At 70.4% G+C, this 16,453-nt stretch carries 14 protein-coding genes and 2 pseudogenes; 8 read left to right on the forward strand and 8 right to left on the reverse strand.

All coding sequences use genetic code 11. From position 1 onward, the window contains the following. The first annotated feature begins 174 nt into the window (after positions 1–174). Genes RM572_RS15670 through RM572_RS15685 form a run of 4 tightly spaced genes read left to right on the forward strand, consistent with a single transcriptional unit; the run spans position 175 to position 3,748 of the window. Positions 175–2,337 carry a sensor histidine kinase gene (locus RM572_RS15670; protein ID WP_311673968.1) on the forward strand — a complete coding sequence of 721 codons (2,163 nt, stop codon included), beginning with the start codon at positions 175–177 and terminating at the stop codon, positions 2,335–2,337. Positions 2,338–2,353: 16 nt separating this feature from the next. Next, on the forward strand, positions 2,354–2,782 hold the full coding sequence (locus RM572_RS15675) for a roadblock/LC7 domain-containing protein (protein ID WP_027765313.1): 429 nt from the start codon (positions 2,354–2,356) through the stop codon (positions 2,780–2,782). Next, positions 2,779–3,162 carry a DUF742 domain-containing protein gene (locus tag RM572_RS15680; protein WP_027765312.1) on the forward strand — a complete coding sequence of 128 codons (384 nt, stop codon included), beginning with the start codon at positions 2,779–2,781 and terminating at the stop codon, positions 3,160–3,162. Before RM572_RS15675 ends, RM572_RS15680 begins: the two co-directional genes overlap by 4 nt. Before the next feature lie 4 nt (positions 3,163–3,166). Further along, a complete protein-coding gene (locus RM572_RS15685; RefSeq protein WP_078529461.1) occupies positions 3,167–3,748 on the forward strand; it encodes a GTP-binding protein in 582 nt (193 codons plus the stop codon). A gap of 67 nt (positions 3,749–3,815) precedes the next feature. Here the strand turns inward: RM572_RS15685 and RM572_RS15690 are convergent, their stop codons facing one another. From RM572_RS15690 to RM572_RS15710, 5 genes are all read right to left on the reverse strand, one after another. Beyond that, positions 3,816–4,781 carry an aldo/keto reductase gene (locus RM572_RS15690; protein ID WP_311673970.1) on the reverse strand — a complete coding sequence of 322 codons (966 nt, stop codon included), beginning with the start codon at positions 4,779–4,781 and terminating at the stop codon, positions 3,816–3,818. A gap of 148 nt (positions 4,782–4,929) precedes the next feature. Further along, positions 4,930–5,295: a PH domain-containing protein gene (locus RM572_RS15695; protein ID WP_027765309.1), complete on the reverse strand. Its 366-nt coding sequence runs from the start codon at positions 5,293–5,295 to the stop codon at positions 4,930–4,932. A gap of 100 nt (positions 5,296–5,395) precedes the next feature. Continuing rightward, on the reverse strand, positions 5,396–6,163 hold the full coding sequence (locus RM572_RS15700) for a DUF72 domain-containing protein (protein WP_311674059.1): 768 nt from the start codon (positions 6,161–6,163) through the stop codon (positions 5,396–5,398). A 41-nt stretch (positions 6,164–6,204) separates the two neighbouring features. Further along, positions 6,205–7,128 carry a phosphorothioated DNA-binding restriction endonuclease gene (locus RM572_RS15705; protein WP_311673972.1) on the reverse strand — a complete coding sequence of 308 codons (924 nt, stop codon included), beginning with the start codon at positions 7,126–7,128 and terminating at the stop codon, positions 6,205–6,207. A gap of 295 nt (positions 7,129–7,423) precedes the next feature. Further along, the gene (locus RM572_RS15710) at positions 7,424–9,958 is read right to left on the reverse strand and encodes a SpoIIE family protein phosphatase (RefSeq protein WP_311673973.1); all 2,535 of its coding nucleotides are present in this window, start codon (positions 9,956–9,958) and stop codon (positions 7,424–7,426) included. Between the two features lie 506 nt (positions 9,959–10,464). Here RM572_RS15710 and RM572_RS15715 point away from each other — a divergent pair. From RM572_RS15715 to RM572_RS15730, 4 genes and pseudogenes are all read left to right on the forward strand, one after another. Continuing rightward, complete coding sequence (locus RM572_RS15715) at positions 10,465–11,904, forward strand: FG-GAP and VCBS repeat-containing protein (protein ID WP_311673974.1); 1,440 nt, start codon at positions 10,465–10,467, stop codon at positions 11,902–11,904. Between the two features lie 178 nt (positions 11,905–12,082). Continuing rightward, positions 12,083–12,328 (forward strand): annotated as a pseudogene (locus tag RM572_RS15720) (hypothetical protein); the annotation flags it as partial. Positions 12,329–12,366: 38 nt separating this feature from the next. Next, positions 12,367–12,656: pseudogene (locus RM572_RS29770) on the forward strand (DNA-binding protein). Positions 12,657–13,142: 486 nt separating this feature from the next. After that, positions 13,143–13,895 carry a DUF6907 domain-containing protein gene (locus RM572_RS15730; protein ID WP_311673975.1) on the forward strand — a complete coding sequence of 251 codons (753 nt, stop codon included), beginning with the start codon at positions 13,143–13,145 and terminating at the stop codon, positions 13,893–13,895. A gap of 21 nt (positions 13,896–13,916) precedes the next feature. Here the strand turns inward: RM572_RS15730 and RM572_RS15735 are convergent, their stop codons facing one another. The 3 genes from RM572_RS15735 to RM572_RS15745 form a co-directional block, all read right to left on the reverse strand. Then, a complete protein-coding gene (locus tag RM572_RS15735; protein ID WP_311673976.1) occupies positions 13,917–14,906 on the reverse strand; it encodes a hypothetical protein in 990 nt (329 codons plus the stop codon). A gap of 87 nt (positions 14,907–14,993) precedes the next feature. Then, positions 14,994–15,434: a hypothetical protein gene (locus tag RM572_RS15740; protein WP_311673977.1), complete on the reverse strand. Its 441-nt coding sequence runs from the start codon at positions 15,432–15,434 to the stop codon at positions 14,994–14,996. After that, positions 15,431–16,387, reverse strand: a complete 957-nt coding sequence (locus RM572_RS15745; protein WP_311673978.1) for a DUF6192 family protein — start codon at positions 16,385–16,387, stop codon at positions 15,431–15,433. Before RM572_RS15745 ends, RM572_RS15740 begins: the two co-directional genes overlap by 4 nt. Positions 16,388–16,453 lie beyond the last annotated feature (66 nt).

Here is a 16,453-nt window from a genome sequence, read left to right on the forward strand (position 1 = left end):
ACGATGACCGGTCAACCGACGCTGCGCGAAAGGCGCTTGGCGTGGGCGGAACCCACTGAAACTCCTTGCTGACACCTTCGCACGAGGACCCAGATGCCAGGTTTGTCAAGTAGGCCTACGGCACACAGAGCCGTGCACGGTAAGTCCCTGACACACTCGCTCGTCCTGCTGACAGTGACACCTGTCATCGTTCTCGTCGGGCTCTGGGCGTTCGCGGCCACCGCGCTGGTCGTCGAACGGCAGACGGAGGAGAACCCGGCGCGCGCCGACGAGCTGGTGATGTGGGTCGCCATCGGCAGCATCATCGCCGGCGCCGTGCTCATCACCACCTGTCTGCTGGTCTGGCGGTACTCCCGCGGGCTCACCGGCCGCCTCCACCGGCTCCACCGGGAGACCGTGGAACTGGCCGGAACCGGACTGCCGCAGCTCGTACGGCAGCTCACCACCGGCGACAAGAAGCTCCCCGAGGAGCCCGCACCGGACCGCAGCCACGGCGACGACGAGGTCGGCGCCATGGCCTACGCGCTGCACCAGCTGCGCAAGTCCGTCGGCGACACCCTCGCCGAACAGGCCCGCGGCCGCGAAGGCTCCGAGCAGGTGTTCCTCGGACTGGCCCGCCGCACCCAGGTGCTGATCTCCCGACTCATCCCCAAGCTGGACGAGCTGGAGCGCAAGCACCACGACTCCGACCTGCTGAAGGACATCTTCGCGGTCGACCACCTCGCCACCCGCGTCCGCCGGCACACCGAGAACCTGGTGATCCTCGGCGGCGCCCCGCCCGTGCGCCGCTGGAGCCGGGCCGTACCGATCTACGAAGTGCTGCGCAGCGCGATATCCGAGACCGAGGACTACCGCCGCGTCGACGCCCAGCCCGCTCCCCAGGTGTCCCTGGTCGGTCCGGCCGTCGCCGACGTCGTGCACCTCCTCGCGGAGCTCATCGAGAACGGCACCGCCTTCTCCCCGCCGGAGACCAAGGTCTCCGTAAGCGCTTCCCACGTCGCCAACGGCCTCGCCCTCGAGGTCGAGGACCGCGGCCTGGGCATGCCGGAAGCCAAGTACGCCCACATCAACCGGCTGCTGTCCGAGCCGCCCCGCCTCGACATGATGTCGCTGGGCGAGACTCCGCGCCTCGGCCTCTTCGTGGTCGCCCGCCTCGCCCGCCGCCACCACCTCGAAGTCTCCCTCCGCCGCTCCCACTACGGCGGCACGCTGGCCATCGTGCTGCTGCCGCACGAGCTGCTGGAGGAGACCAAGTCGCTGCTGTCCAGCATCGTGGACCGGCGCCAGGAGAGCGCCGACCGGCCGATGCCGGCCGGTGCCGGGCTCCTGGGCGCGTCCTCCTCGGTGAGCGAGACCGCGCTGCCCGCCGAACCGGCGGCAGCCTCCGCGCTCCCCGCCGCCGCCGCGGCCCCGGCCTCCCCGGCCCCGGCCGCAGCGGCATCCGTCGGACCGGCACCCGCGGGGGCGGGGAGCGGATCCGGCATGACCATGGCCGCCGTGGCGTCCGCGAGCGACGACAGCGACGGCTTTCCCTCGTACGGAGGTGCAGGTCTTCTGCCAAGCACTGACGAACCGGCCGCGGACGCGGGCCTGTCGGAGGCGGCCGCGCGCTCCGAGCAGCCCCCGGCCGCAGATCCGGCACCCGCACCACACGCCCCGGCCCCCGCCGCCTCGTACGGCTCCGGCCCCTCGCTCGAACCCGCCTACGCCCGGACCCCCGGGCACGCCCCCGGACTCCCGTCCGGGCAGGGCCCCGAGCAGGGTCACGACCGCGCCTACGGCGGTGGCTACGACCACGGTTCCGCCCGCATGTCCGGCGGTGCCGGCCTCTACCCGGGCCCTGAGGACGGACCCGGGCACGGCCCCGGTGCCGCACCCGAATACGGCCGCGACCACGGCCGCGGGCCCGACCACGGCAGCGGTACCTCCGCCGCGCCGCCTCCGCCTCCCCTTCCCCAGCGCACCTCCGCACCGTCGGCCGAGCGGGCTCCCGAGCCCTCCGCCGCCTCTGCCGACAGCCCTCCCGGGCCGGACGGGATCGCCATGCCGAAGACCCTCCCGACCCGGGTCCGGGGCGAGAACCTCGCCGCCCCGCTGCGCCGTTCGCCGAACGAGTCGCCGGAGAGCGCCGGCCCGCCGTCCCCCGACAGGGCGGGCGCGGCCATCGGCGCGATCCAGTCGGCCAACCGGCGTGCACGCAACACGCGGCCCGTTCCGCCCCCTCCGCCCCCATCGCCCGCTTCGTCGTCCACGCCCTCGACGCCGGCACCCCCCGCCGGCGGTCACGAGGCGCCGATGGACAGGCCGGAGTACGGCACCGGTTCCCAGGAATCTTGAGGAAGAACACACGACGATGACCCAGCCCACCGCCAGCGGCGACCTGAACTGGCTTCTCAACAATCTGGTGGCCGGTGTTCCCGAAGTGCACCACGCCATCCTGCTCTCCCAGGACGGTCTGACGCTGGCCTGGTCGGAGGGCATGGCCCGTGACGACGCCGAGCACCTCTCCGCGGTCGCCAGCGGACTGCAGAGCCTTTCGCACGGCGTCGCCCGCCACTTCTCCGGCGGCCAGGTCCGGCAGACCGTGATCGAGATGGACAACGCCTTCCTCTTCGTGACCAATGCCGGATACGGTGCCCGACTGGCCGTCCTGGCATCGGATCAGGTGGACGCGGGGATAGCCGCGTACGAGATGGCGATGATCGTTCAGAAGGTCGGGGAATACCTCAGTGCCGCACCACGCACGGAGGTCGCCTCCCACGGGCACAGCAGGGGGAATTGAGCATTCCGAAGGACAGGCCGTGGTTCGACGAGGGGGCCGGCTACCTCGTCCGGCCCTACACGGTCACCCAGGGACGCACCAGCCACGACCGGTCCGACTTCACCCTGATCACGCTGGTCAGAGCCACCGGACCCTCGATGCTGCCGCCCGGGTACGTGGACCAGTCGGAGTCGGCGGCCATCCTCGAACTCTGCCGGGAGCGGCCGCTGGCGGTCGCCGAGGTCGCCGCCCGTCTGGACCTCCCCCCGAGCGTGGTCAAGGTGCTCTGCGGCGACCTGCTCGACAGATCGATGATCACCATCAAGGTGCCCGGCACGGAGTCCGGCGCACCGAGCGTGGAACTACTGGAAAGGGTCATTCGTGGTATACGCGAACTCTGACCGGATGAATGGCCCCGTCGCGATGCCGACGGCACTGAAGATCCTCATCGCGGGCGGCTTCGGCGTCGGCAAGACCACCATGATCGGCTCGGTCAGCGAAGTGGCGCCGCTGGAGACCGAGGAGTACATGACCACGGCGAGCCTCGGCGTGGACGACCTCGCCGGCACGCCGGACAAGAAGACCACCACGGTCGCCATGGACTTCGGCCGCATCACTTTGGACGCCGACCACGTCCTGTACCTCTTCGGCACCCCCGGCCAGGACCGCTTCTGGTTCATGTGGGACGACCTCTCGCTCGGCGCCATCGGCGCCGTCGTCCTCGCCGACCCCCGCCGGATGAGCGACTGCTTCGCCTCCGTGGACTTCTTCGAGCAGCGCGGCATCCCCTTCGCCGTGGGCGTCAACTGCTTCTACGGACGCCGCGAGTTCAGCACCGACCAGATCCGCACCGCCCTCAACCTGCGCACCCCGGCGCCGGTCATCATGTGCGACGTCCGCCACCGCAGCTCCAGCAAGAACGTACTCCTCGCCCTGCTGGAGTCCGCCAAGGCCGCCGCCGCCAACCGCCTCGTCGCCGGCCCCTGACCACCCTCCCCGGGCGGCGCGGCAGGGGCGCCGCTCAGGGGGCGCGGGCGGCCCCGGGGTCCGCCGCTCAGGAGTAGAAGTTGCGCGGCCACCGGTGCTTCCGGAGCACGGCGAGCTTCCCGGCGGCCAGCGCGCGCCCGTCGCTGACCGCCACGTTGCGCTCGACGTTCCGCACGGTCCGCATGCCGGGGATGACGGTGGACACCGCAGGCGAACTCAGTACGAAGCGCAGCGCGTGCTCGGCCGTCTCGTCCCGTCCGATGCCGAGGTCGGTGGTCAGCGCGTCCACCCGCCGTTCGACCTGCGCCGGCCTGTCGTCACGGAAGTAGCGGCGGCGGAAGTCACCTTCGGGGAACGTGCTGTCCGCCGTGATCCGACCGGTGAGGCCGCCCTCGTCCAGGGCCACCCGCACGACGACGCCCACGCCGTGCTCCACGCAGGCCGGCAGCAGTTCGTCCTCCGGCGACTGGTCGAAGACGTTGTAGATCACCTGCACGCTGTCCACGGCACCGGAGCGCACCAGGCCGACGGCATTGCCCGGCTGGTGGTCGTTGACGGAGATGCCGAACAGGCCGATCTTCCCTTCCTGCTTCAGCGCGGTGACCGTCTCCAGCCAGTCGCCGCGCCCGACCCACTCGTCGCTCCACACGTGGAACTGCAGCAGGTCGAAGTGGTCCAGCCCGCTGCTGCGGAGACTGGTCTCCAGGCTCGCGCGAATGTGCTCCCCGGGGAACGTCTCCGCCGGGTCGAGCCCGTCCGGGGCGGGCCACACCCCGTTCAGCGGCGGCACCTTGGTGGCGACCCGCACCTCGTCGCGTCGCCGCTCCCGGACGACGCGCCCGACGATCCGCTCGCTCTCGCCGTAGCCCCGGGCCGTGTCGACGAAGGTGACGCCGAGGTCGAGGGCGCGGTGCAGCGCGCGCAGCGACTCGTCCTCGGTCGCACCGACCCAGCCGGATTCCCCGATGCCCCAGGCGCCGTACCCGATCTCGGAAACCGTCACTCCGCTCGTGCCCAACCCGCGGTACTGCACGCATCCACCCCTCCGGCCGACGCGCCCCGGCCCCGGCCGCACTCGGCTCTCCGGAACGTCCCCCGCGACCCTAGAGCGGCCCGCGCCCCGCGGCATCCGGTTTTCCCCCAGGCGGCCGCTGCACGCGGGGCGGGCGGGGCGACTGCGGCTACCGGGCCACGAACTGGGTGAGGACGGCCTGCACCTCGTAGATGTCGACGCCCTTGGTGAACGTCTTCTCGATCGGCGCCGGGCTCCCGGACAGCCAGATCTTCAGCTCGGCGTCCAGGTCGAAGGTGCCGGCCGTCTCCACCGAGAAGTGCGTGATGCTCCGGTAGGGCACCGAGTGGTACTCCGTCTTCTTGCCGGTGATCCCCTGCTTGTCGACCAGGATCAGCCGCCGGTCGGTGAAGAGGATGACGTCCCGGACCAACTGGTACGCCACGTGCACCCGTTCGCCGTTCCCCAGCAGCCGCCCGTAGTCCTGCTGCGCCTTCCCCGCGTCGATGGTGTGCGCGTTCCCGAACAGCGCCACGTCCGCCCCCTCTCGTCGAAGTTCACCCGATCTCGGGTAGAGACGCGGACGCGGCGGCCGTGGTTGCCGACGGGGTGACGGGCCCGTTCCGTGGGCCACCTCACGGAACGGACGCGGGAACCGGCGTCGTCGTGCGGCCCGCGGCTGCCGCGCTCCGGGCGAAGTGGACGGCGTCGAGGACCGCCGCGGCGCCGGGATCGTTGTTGAAGTAGACGAACACGTCGTCCCGGTCGGCGTACGCGTCCGCGATCCGTTCCGCCCAGGCGCGAAGCGCCTGCCGGCCGTGCCGCGGCCACGGTCGCGCGGCGCCCTCGTGCAGGCGCACGTACCCCCAGGAAGCCGTCCGCCACAGCGGGGTGACGGGACGCGACAGGCGGTCCGCCCAGCACAGCGGGCTGTCGTGGCGCTCCAGCACCGCCCGCAGGGCATGCCGCTCCTCCCGCCAGGAGGCGTGCCGCAGCTCGACGGCCACCCGCACCCCGCGCGGGAAGCACCGCAGGCACGCGTCGAGCGCGTCCACGTCCGCGCGGAAACCGGGCGGCAACTGCACCAGCACCGGCCCCAGCCGGTCGCCCAGCCCTTCCACGGCCCGGCCCATCAGCCGCGCCACCGGCTCGGACGGCTCCCGCAGCCGCCGGATGTGCGTGAGATACCGGCTGGCCTTGACGGTCATCACGAACCCCTCCGGCGTCCGCTCCCGCCAACCGGCGAACGTCTCCGTGGCGGGCAACCGGTAGAAGGCGGAGTTGTTCTCCACCGTGGCGAACCGCCGCGCGTACTCCTCCAGCCAGAGCCGCTGCGGCACCTGCGCCGGGTACAGCACTCCGCGCCAGTCCCGGTACTGCCACCCGGACGTCCCGACCCACATCACGCGTCGGCGGGTACCCCCGCCCCGGCCGGCGGAACCGGCTACTCGGCGCGGACGGCCTGCCGGGGCGCGCCGCGGAACACGTTGCGCGCGTGCCAGTCGCGGTGGTCCGCCGCGACCGTCGCCGCGCCGCGCTGCGGCCCGATCAGCGGCCGTCCCGCCAGCTCCAGTACCTGTTCCCGTGCCGCCCGTCCCCGTCCGACGAAGTGCTGGGACACCATGACCTCCCGGCTCACGCCGACGCCGAGCACCCCCTTGTCGAACAACCGGTGATGCAGCGAGCACAGGCAGAGACCGTTCTCGACGGCGTCCGGCCCGTCGAACGCCCACCACCGCACGTGCGCCGCCTCCAGCCCGACGGGCACGGCGCCGATGCTGCCGTCGTAGCCGCAGAACGCGCACCGGTACTCGTACGCGGTCAGCACGGCATCCCGCATCCGACGGTCGCGTGTCCGCCGGTCCCGCCGCCCGCGCGCGGACGGCACCACGTCCGTCACCACGTCCGTCACGCCCGCCCCCGTCGCGAGGCCCACCGCATCCAGCAACTCCTCGTGCAGCGACGGAGGGAAGTGCAGATCCAGCAGCACGGCCGCCAGCCGGTCGGCGAGTCCCGCGTCATCCGCCAGCGCCTGCCGCAGCCCGGGGGCCAGCCGCCCGGTCGCCCCCGACTCCCGCAGCGCGCCCACACCCGTGCCCGGGCTGCCCTGCCCGCCGTCGGTGCGCACCTCCCACACCCCGTCGCCGGCCAGATGGTGGAACGGGTACGCCGGCGTCGTCCGGTGCGCGGGGCCGTACTCCGCGAGGAGCCGTTTCAGGTCGTTCTCCACGGCGCTGTACCGCAGCCCCGCGTCCGCGTCCTCCTGGAACCGCCCCAGTGCGTACAGCAGCAGCAACGGCTTGTGCGGCGCCCGCACCCCGTTCGCGCTCCACTGCCGCAACTCCCCGACGCGCCCCACCCAGTCCACGAACGACGATCCTAGGCCCTGTCCGGCGGATCTTTGAGGGTCAGCCCGCGGCGTCGGATGCATGGGGTCTCCCCAGGTCCGCCAGGACCGTGGGGACGCATCGCAAGGCGGAGGATCGCAGCGCGTACGTGTCGTACTCGCGCGATGCGACAACGGTGGGGGCACCCCCGTGCCCGAAGGGCCACGGGGGAGAGGTGCCCGTAGCCGTCGTCGCGGGCCCGAGAAGATCCGTCGGACAGGTCCTAGGCGGAAGCGGAACCTCGAACACCCCGAGCAGCCGCCGCTGGACGGGGTGTCAGGCGTCGCGTGCCTCCGGAGGGACGGGCTGTTCGCACCAGATCGTCTTGCCGTCGCGGCTGTGCCGGCTGCCCCAGCGCTGGGTCAGCTGTGCCACCAGGAGAAGGCCGCGTCCGCCTTCGTCGAAGACCGGGGTGCGGCGCAGATGCGGGGCGGTGCTGCTGGTGTCGGAGACCTCGCAGATGAGGGCGTTGTCCTTGATCAGCCGGAGCTGGATGGGGGGAGTCCCGTAGCGGATGGCGTTGGTGACGAGTTCGCTCACCACCAGTTCGGTGACGCAGGCCATGTCCTCCAGGCCCCACCCGGCCATCCGGCGGGTGGCCCAGGACCGGGCGTCGGCGACGACCGCCGGGTCGGCGGGCACGTCCCACGTGGCGACCCGGTCCTCGTCGAGGGCGTGGGTGCGGGCGATCAGTACCGCCACGTCGTCCTCGGGGTGCTCCGGCAGAAGGGCCCGGACGACCGCGTCGCAGCGGGCGTCCACGGAGGAGGCCGGGCGGGCCAGCGCGCGACGCAGCCGTTCCAGGTTCTCGTCGATCTCGCCGGCGCGGGTGCTGATCAGCCCGTCGGTGTAGAGGACGAGTTCGCTGCCGTCCCGCAGCCGCAGCTCGCTGGTCACGTAGGGCAGGCCGCAACCTCCCAGCGGGGGGCCGCATTCGACCGCCGGGAACGTGACGTCGCCGTCCGGGGTGAGCAGCGCCGGCGGCGGCTGCCCGGCGGAGGCGACGGAACAGTTCCGGGTGACGGGGTCGTACACGGCGTACAGGCAGCTCGCCGTCGCCTCGGAGGTGTCGGACCCTTCCGGTGCGCCCGCCTCACCGGCGTCGAGATGGGTGACCTGGTCGTCGAGGCGGGTCAGCAGTTCGTCGGGGGCGAGGTCCACGTCGGCGAGGGTGCGTACGGCCGTGCGCAGGCGGCCCATGGTGGCGGCGGCGTGGATGCCGTGACCGACCACGTCGCCGATCACCAGGGCGACACGGCCGCCCGACAGGGGTATCACGTCGACCCAGTCGCCGCCGACGCCGAACTGGGAACTCGCGGGCAGGTACCGGAAGGTGGCCTCCAGCGCGGGACGGCGCGGAAGCTCCCGGGGGAGCAGGCTCCGTTGGAGGGCGAGCGCGGCGGTGTGCTCGCGGGTGTAGCTGCGGGCGTTGTCGAGGGAGATGGCCGCACGGGTCACCACCTCCTCGGCGAGGAGCAGGTCGTCGTGCTCGAACGGCTGGTTCGGCCAGGAGCGGCAGAACACCGTCAGACCAAGGGTCACTCCCCGCGCGCGGATGGGGACCAGCAGCCACGAGTGGAAGCCGTACTGCTCGGCGCGCTCGGCCCGCACCGGGTCGTCCGCGAACCACCGGCTGACCCGGGAGTCCCTGCACCTGAGCAGCAGCGGGCGGCCCTCGGCGAGGCAGCGGACCGGGGGCGAGGACGGCGGGTACGTGTCCACGGCGCCGGGCGCGGCCGTGGCCTCCGGGGCGCCTTCGTTCACGGACTGGTGCGCCATGCGGCGCAGCGTGACGCCGGTGACGACGGGGCCGGGTTCGTCGCCGCGGAGCAGCGGCTCCAGCAGGTCGACGCTCACGAAGTCGGCGAGCCGGGGCACGAGCACGTCGGCGAGTTCCTGGGCGGTCACGCTCAGGTCGAGCGTGCTGCCGATGCGTGCGCCGGCTTCGTTCAGGAGGGCCAGCCGCTCCCGGTAGGCGTGCGGCTCGGTCACGTCGTGCACGGTGGCGCACACGCCGAGTATCCGGCCCGCGCTGCCCCGCAGCGGGGAGGCGGTGGCCAGCAGGACGCGGTCGTGGTCGGGGTCGGCCCGCGTGCGCGCGTGCATCGTGCAGGGGGCAGCGTCGGTGCCGCTGCGCATCGCCTCGCGCATGCACGCCTCCCACCGGGCGATGTCCGGGCTGGTCAGGACGTCACCCGGCCGTGTCCCCCGCCGTTCGCACTGGGAGGTGCCGGTCATCCTGCTCATGGCGGTGTTCTGCCAGACGCAGCGCAGGTCGGTGTCGTACACCGTGAGCGGCACGGGGGACGCACTGAACAGCCAGTCCAGCATGGCCGGGCCGTCGGGGAGCGCGAAGACCTCCGCGACGTCGTGGGTGACGTCGTGTGTGACGTGGTGCGTGCCGTGGTGCGGTCCGGCTGCCGTGTCGGCCGCGGTGCCGTGGGCCGTGCCGTCCGCCGCGTCGTCCTCCGGTGCGACGGCCAGCAGTGCCCGCTGACCCGCGCCGCCGTCGGAGAGGCGGCACGCCCGCACCGGAACCGTCAGCAGGCGCCCGCTCGCGTGCCGCAGGGTGACGTCGCCGTCCCATTCCTCGGTGACCGACGACAGGACTCCGGGGTCGGAGGCGATGAGGCGTCCCACCGGCACGCCCACGACCTGGTCGGCGAGGTAGCCCAGGAGGTACCGGGCGCCGGGACTCCAGCCCGTCACCACGTCCGCCTCACCGAGGGTGATCACGGCGACCCGGCGGGTGGTGGGCGGGTCCGCCAGAAGCCGGTGGTGATCGCTCCGGTGCTGGTCGGGTACGTTCATAGCGCCTACCTCGCTCCTGTGGAACGCTTCCGGCGTTCCACCGCAGGCATGCCCTCCAGCGTCCCCCCGGATCGGCTCGCGCACAAGCACAGCGACCCGTTCCGGCGACCCGCACGGCCCGCGGCAGGCCCTCGAAGCCCTCGAACGCCTCACCGATCTCGTCGTCACCCTGCGCGTTCACCGTGTCGTCCTCACCTGCACCCCGGAATGCGGTCTGCCCGGTGCCTCTCGGTGTGTCGGTGATCAGGCGCGCACCGCGGTGGGGGGCCACAGGAAGGCGGCTCTTACGGGGCGGCGGCCTGGGCCGGCCAGGCTCGTTTCGTCTGCCCCGTCCGTACAACTTTTCGCCGCCGCAGTGAGTCTCGTCCCTACGGCCCCGGAGTACTCAGGGGACCTTCAACAGCGGTACACCTCCCTCCGGTTCACCGGCCAGGGTGCTCTCGCCCAGAGACCGTTCCCGCCCTGCGCAACGGAGCGGCACCGGTCCGTCCGTCCGATCCACAGGAATGACAGGAAAGACACGCACGATGCGCAACTTCTCCCGCACGGCTCTCGCCCTTTCCGCTGCGGCTTTCGCCGCAGGGCTGCTCGCCGTGCCCTCCGCCGAGGCCGCCCCCTCCGCCGTGCCCAGCGGGCAGAGCGACGTCAACGGCGATGGCTACGGCGACCTCGTCACCGGGTCGGAGGCCACTGTGTCGGGTGCCGAGCACGCCGGCGCGATCGTCGTGAACACCGGTTCGTCCAGGGGCATATCGTCCGGACGGAATCAGATCGTCTCGCAGAACTCCGCCGGGGTACCCGGCGCCTCGGAGACGAACGACCGCTTCGGATCGGCGCTCGCCACCGGAGACCTGAACGACGACGGTTACACGGACGTCGTCGCCGGGACTCCGAGAGAGAAGGTCGGCGGAGACGTGGACGGCGGCACCGTCGCCGTCCTGTGGGGTTCGACCTCCGGACTCGCCGGCGGCACCACGCTCTCCGACCCGGCACCGACCGCCCACGACCACTTCGGCAACCGCCTCGCCGTCGGTGACTTCGACGGCGACGGGCGCCCCGAACTGGCCGTCGGCACCAGCGACGAGAACGTCTGGATCTTCGACGGTATCTCCAAGGCGGGAGCCGGTTCCCACCGCGAGCTGAGCACGGCGATCGCACCGGGCAGTCCGGACTACTACCGCTCCCTGGCGGTCGGTGACTTCGACGGCGACGGCTCGGACGACCTCGTCGTCGGTGGCCGCTACGACGAGGACGGCAGCTTCGACGGGGCCGCTCTCGTCCATCCGGGGGCGGGCGGCGCGTACACGGTCCTGCCCGATGAGGCACCCGTGGCCACCACGGGCGACTTCGACGGCGACGGCCATGACGATCTGCTGCTCGGCTCCCCCGACGAGAACGCGGTCACGGCCTACCCGGGCGGCACGGAGGGTCTTCGTGCCTCCGTGCGGCGCACGCTCACCCAGGACACCCCGGGCGTTCCCGGCGTCACCGAGCCCTCGGACTACTTCGGAGAAGGAGTCGCGGCAGGCGACGTGGACGGCGACGGATACGACGACGTCGCCGTGGGCGCCGAGTACGAGACCGTCGGGTCGGTGCCCAACGCCGGCTCGGTCGTCGTCCTGCGCGGCTCGGCCGACGGACTCACCGGTACCGCCGCCCAGGCTGTGCACCAGGGCACCAAGGGCGTGCCGGGCGTGAACGAGCCCTACGACCGTTTCGGACCCGACGTACGCCTCACCGACACCAACGGCGACGGCAACGCCGACTTGGCCGTCGGAGCGCCCATGGAGAACACGAGCAACGGCGCGCTGTGGAGTCTGCGCGGCTCCGCCGACGGTGTGACCTCAGCGCACGCCGTGAGCTTCTCGGCGGCCACGGCGGGTCTGTCGAAGGACCCCTACCAGTACTTCGGCCGGTCCATGCCGACCAGCGCACACGGATCCTGACCCCACACGCGGCGCTCTCGCTGAGGCAGGAGCGCCGCACGGGACGGAACGGCTCCGCCCGGCCTCTCGCCGTTTCTCGTCCTTGTCTGTCGCCCGGTGACCTGGACGGCGAGGTCGGTGGACGAGCGGATTCGGACGTGGGAGGTGACGCGCAGCGTGGAGGATCTCGGCTGCCGCTTTGGGCGAGATCCCTTACGGCGTCGGCGAAGGACCCGCCACCAGGGTCAGTCTCTCCCTCCCCGAGGGGACGGCGGAGGCGATCCGTCTACGAGACGGCAAGCGTGAGTTGCATGGTCGGATCTTGATGAGTACCTGGCCGACTACGAGCGCGGTCAGGGGGCGATCTCCGAGCGCGAGCGGGAGCGGGCGCGCCTGGTCTTCGACGAGGTGTTCGCCCGAGGAGGGGCAGTGGCCCGCCGCAAGCCGAGCCACGAAGGCACCCTCGTTCTCGACTGCGAGGGCCTGTCGAAGTTCGTCAGTGATCACGACCCGTCGTCGCCCTCATCGCCGAACCGACAAGGCGCGGCTGGCGTGGGTCCTGTCCGGCATGCGGATCGTGCACATCGGGGACGAGGAAGCCGAGAACGCCTCAGCCATGCTGGTCCATGCCGGAAGGCATGGTCACGCATACGCCATCGACGTCGCCGTGGCCGAGATGGCGCTGCGTCAGCGCCGCCCCGTCGTCATGCTCACCTCGGACATCGACGACATGACCAAGCTCTGTGGCGAGAGTACGCCTCGTCGCCGTGTAGCCCACGTCGAGTCGCGTGCTCGACATGTCATGGGGCATCTGAAGCAAGGCAGACCGAAACTGGGACACCAACTACGTAGGGCCCCACCGCCGGAGCGGTGGGGCCCTACGTTCAGCCCGGTGAGGCTGGGCGGAGGATACGAGATTCGAACTCGTGAGGGGTTGCCCCCAACACGCTTTCCAACTCTCCGCCCGTCGGTCCACGGGTCGCCGCTCACGTCCTGACCTGCACCGCAGCGGGCGCGCTAGCACTGTCCGGACAGGGGTGGACGGGACCGAATGAGACCGGAACTGAGACCATGCATCGGACCTTCTTCCCTCTGTTCCCTCGGGCAGGTGGATTGGTGCTCATCAGGCATGATGGTCGACGGGGATGGCAAGCACCTCTGGCATGACGATCACTGCTGTTGAGTCTGCTGCCACGACTTCGCCGGCTCCCTGCCCCGTTTACCGTTGGTGCAAGGACACCGGCGATCACTCTTCACATATGGGACGCGTCGCCGAGGTCCCGTCGGGCGACTCGCACTGGCCTCACTATCTGGCTGCCTGGGTTCACGATCTTGAGGGCGATGGTGAGTTGACCACCAGCTTCACGCACTACGGCGACAGTGACGACTTTGACGTTGCCGGGCTGCGAGCCCACGCAGCTCGTATCGCTACTTTTGCTCGCCAGGTCTTGCTGACAGCCGACGAACTCGATGCGGGGGGCGGCCGGCTGGGAGCCGACCCCGAATCAGCACAAGAGCGGCGTACGTGGACTATCGCCTTCGAGGAGGGCGGCAACATCTCCGGCTACCTCCCCCCGTGGATCGAGCGGAGCAGCACCGACGACTACACAGAGAAGAAGCTGCGCGCTGACCGACTTGGCCTTCTGGTCGACATCGATCACTGGCTTAGCGTCGAAGGTGTCGAAATGAACGTGACCGGGCCCGGGTTCGATGACCCGGCAGAACCCGAAGAGCTGTTCCGCGGACACCTTCAGGTTCGTCCGTTCGACAAGGAACCAGGGGCACGCGTACCGCACGTGGATCTTGAGGTCGTAGAGGGCCGTTGGATGCAGAACTTGGTGCCTGCCGACCTGGCCGGAATCTCCGACAAGCTCAGGCTACAAGCCGAACGACTCGACAACCTGCGTGCGCAACTCGTTTGCGCCCGGGCCGACTGGGAGGCCAACGCTTGCCCAACCCGGGAGGCTGGGCAAGAAGACCGCTCCTCCTCGGCCCGTTGCGGGGTCCTGTGAGCGGGGTCCGATCGATTCATCTCAATCGAGCGCTGCCGCGATCACGTCCACAGCCCCACCGCCGCTCGCCTCGATGTCTACACAGCGAATCTCCGGTAGGGCAATCGGCGCCGTCTCCTTCACCCGCTGCAAAGCCCGGACGAAGCGCCGGTCCTCGGAGAGGAAGACGTCGCAGTCCGGCAGATAGCAGGCCAGTTGGTTGTCGCGGCCAGTGCTCTTGGTGACCTTGTGCTCGAGCAGCGCGACGCCTGAGACCCAACGCAGCCAGTTGCGGGGCATGCGTGCCTCGATGATGTCCGTAAGCCAAAAGCGGGTGAAGTCCTCCAGGTCGCGCATCACGCGGTCGAGGTAGAGATACGGTGCGAGCCAGTCACCGTAGGTAGTGTCGCGTCCCGCCCATGTCTTGAGGTCGTGCCGGTCGAGGGCGTGCCGGAATACGTCACGCCCCTCGACGCGCCATCCCGGGGCGGGACTTCTGTGTCTCCAGCCCGCGAGGTAGGAGTCCGGGGCCTCTTCTGTGGCCACGTAGGTCACCTTGGCCAGATCCTCCCCGCGCCAATCGGAGTGACGCATCGCGAGACTGTTGTCCTTGAGGATGCCGAATACATGGTCTTCGACTTCGCCCGTGAGGTCCGGTTGGCGGGCGGCCAGCGGAGCGCTGTCCCTTGCCGCCTCCCGCCAAATTTGGCGTGTCCAGAAATCCCGCAGCGCGGCGGGCCGCCCGGGCCGGGGCAGCTGGCGTACCCACTGCGGGCGCAGTCGGCGCGCCTCCGCTACGAACTCCTCACATTCCATGTCGGCTTCGGTACGTAGCCGCACCCAGTGTCTCGACGTCATCGCATCTATGATGCGGTCCCGCTTCTCCGCGTCTTTGGTGCGCAGGACCTCGAGCAGAGTGGCCGGCGGCGTCCGTACGGACAACCGGCGGCTTCGAGCAAGGGATTCGAGCTCGGCCTTGCACCCATCGATGCCTACGTAGGACCACACATTGCTGTCCAGGATCACCCTCATGCACCCATGGTGGCCGTCCGACCGCTGACGTGGACACAGGTTTCCGTCAGACGACGCACCGTGTCGACGATCAAACGGGGTGTTGGGTCAGCGATCCGTGCCGTTCCTGACAGCGGCTTCCGCCGAGAATCCTGCATGGCGCAGCGGGGCGGCGGCTTCGATCATGCTCGCTAGGGTCGTGTGTACCACCCTGAGCTGGGGCACCTGCTGTTCCGCCTCTGTCAGCGGGGCGATGGCGCTACGGTGCAGCCGGACGGCGCGACGGTACAGCAGCTCTATTTCGCGATTGAGGGCGAGGACAGAGAGTTGCGGATCGCGGGAGATCACGTACTGGCCCAGTACGTAGAGGAAGCATTCGCCCTCGCGTGCGCACATCTCGTCGCGGTCCCAGACTTTTGCGACTTCGAACTGCGCGGCGCTCATGTGTCCCAGGGCGGTCTCGCGCGGCATGCCGTCTTCGCCTGCGTCCTTGACAAGGTCCCAGAGCTCGAGGCCGAGGTCGGATGGTGACCTGCGTCGGAAGTTCACTGGTCATCCCCTCCGTTGTCGAGAAGCCGGACGAGCTGCTCGTCCATGTCCGTCTGGCCAGTCGTCACCGCATGCTCGCACCAGTCGCAGACCGCACGGACCTTCTTGATGCTGTCGAGGACGGCTTCCAGTTCCTCGGTGGAGAGGTGCTCCTCCTGGATCAGTACGACGGCACTCTGCATCGAGACGCAGAAGCTGGTGCACTGCCCGAGGATCTTGAGCGCCGCAGTGGGCGTCTCGCGGTAGTTGACCTTCGGCGTCGTGGGCTCGGGATGGCGTTCTTCGGAGTGGCCCTGCAGCTTCGGACCGTCGGCGTAGTCGGTGGTCTCTGGCCACTGCGCTCTGACGCTCTCCTCCAGCCGCCTTGCTCGGTCGCGGTTGGCGTCCCGGACTGCACGCCGGAAGTCCGGGTTCTCGACGGCCCGGTTGATGACTTCCGTTCGGTCGACGAGCTGTGCGACGGCATCAGCTGCATCCTCCGTCGCACGCAGTAGGCGCTTCGCCTGGCCGACTCGTTCCTCTGGGGTGTTCGGGGAATGGGGAATGGAGTGACGCGCTCTCAGCGCTGCGTCCTCGTGCCACACTCCGCGGTCCTGCGGGTCGAGCTCGTCGGAGGGCTCTTCCCGGATCAGAGCGAATCGGTTGGGAACGGCTGCCAACCTTGCGTGCACGCTCCACGGAACGTCCAGGCGTCGCATCTCCGCGGGCCATGCCCGTGCGACGTAGCGGTAGAAGTTGAGTGTGCTCTCCTTCGACCGGATGTGATCCGCGAAGAGTGACACGATGCGGCTCACCTCTCCGTTGCCGCGTGGTCGACCTTCCAGCATCTCGTTGAGGGTGTCGCCCATCTCGAAGTTGCTCGCGCTCTTGGTGCGCATGATGCGCCGGCCGCGCTTGACGTAGTCCAGCCACTCCTCCCGGGCATAGCCGGGAGGTACTTCGATCTTTGCCATGCTGGCCCCTTCTGTCGATCGAAGGCCAGGTGCGCTACGTCCCCAGGCGGCGCTCGTCACGTATAC

The sequence above is a fragment of the Streptomyces hazeniae genome (assembly GCF_031845485.1).
GTDB lineage: Bacteria > Actinomycetota > Actinomycetes > Streptomycetales > Streptomycetaceae > Streptomyces > Streptomyces hazeniae.

Excerpts from the sequence above, each read along its gene's own strand:
- RM572_RS15675 (WP_027765313.1), top strand. The coding sequence starts at position 2,354 with ATGACCCAGCCCACCGCCAGCGGCGACCTGAACTGGCTTCTCAACAAT.
- RM572_RS15685 (WP_078529461.1), top strand. The coding sequence starts at position 3,167 with ATGAATGGCCCCGTCGCGATGCCGACGGCACTGAAGATCCTCATCGCG.
- RM572_RS15700 (WP_311674059.1), bottom strand. The coding sequence starts at position 6,163 with ATGTGGGTCGGGACGTCCGGGTGGCAGTACCGGGACTGGCGCGGAGTG.
- RM572_RS15710 (WP_311673973.1), bottom strand. The coding sequence starts at position 9,958 with ATGAACGTACCCGACCAGCACCGGAGCGATCACCACCGGCTTCTGGCG.
- RM572_RS15715 (WP_311673974.1), top strand. The coding sequence starts at position 10,465 with ATGACAGGAAAGACACGCACGATGCGCAACTTCTCCCGCACGGCTCTC.
- RM572_RS15730 (WP_311673975.1), top strand. The coding sequence starts at position 13,143 with ATGGGACGCGTCGCCGAGGTCCCGTCGGGCGACTCGCACTGGCCTCAC.
- RM572_RS15735 (WP_311673976.1), bottom strand. The coding sequence starts at position 14,906 with ATGAGGGTGATCCTGGACAGCAATGTGTGGTCCTACGTAGGCATCGAT.
- RM572_RS15745 (WP_311673978.1), bottom strand. The coding sequence starts at position 16,387 with ATGGCAAAGATCGAAGTACCTCCCGGCTATGCCCGGGAGGAGTGGCTG.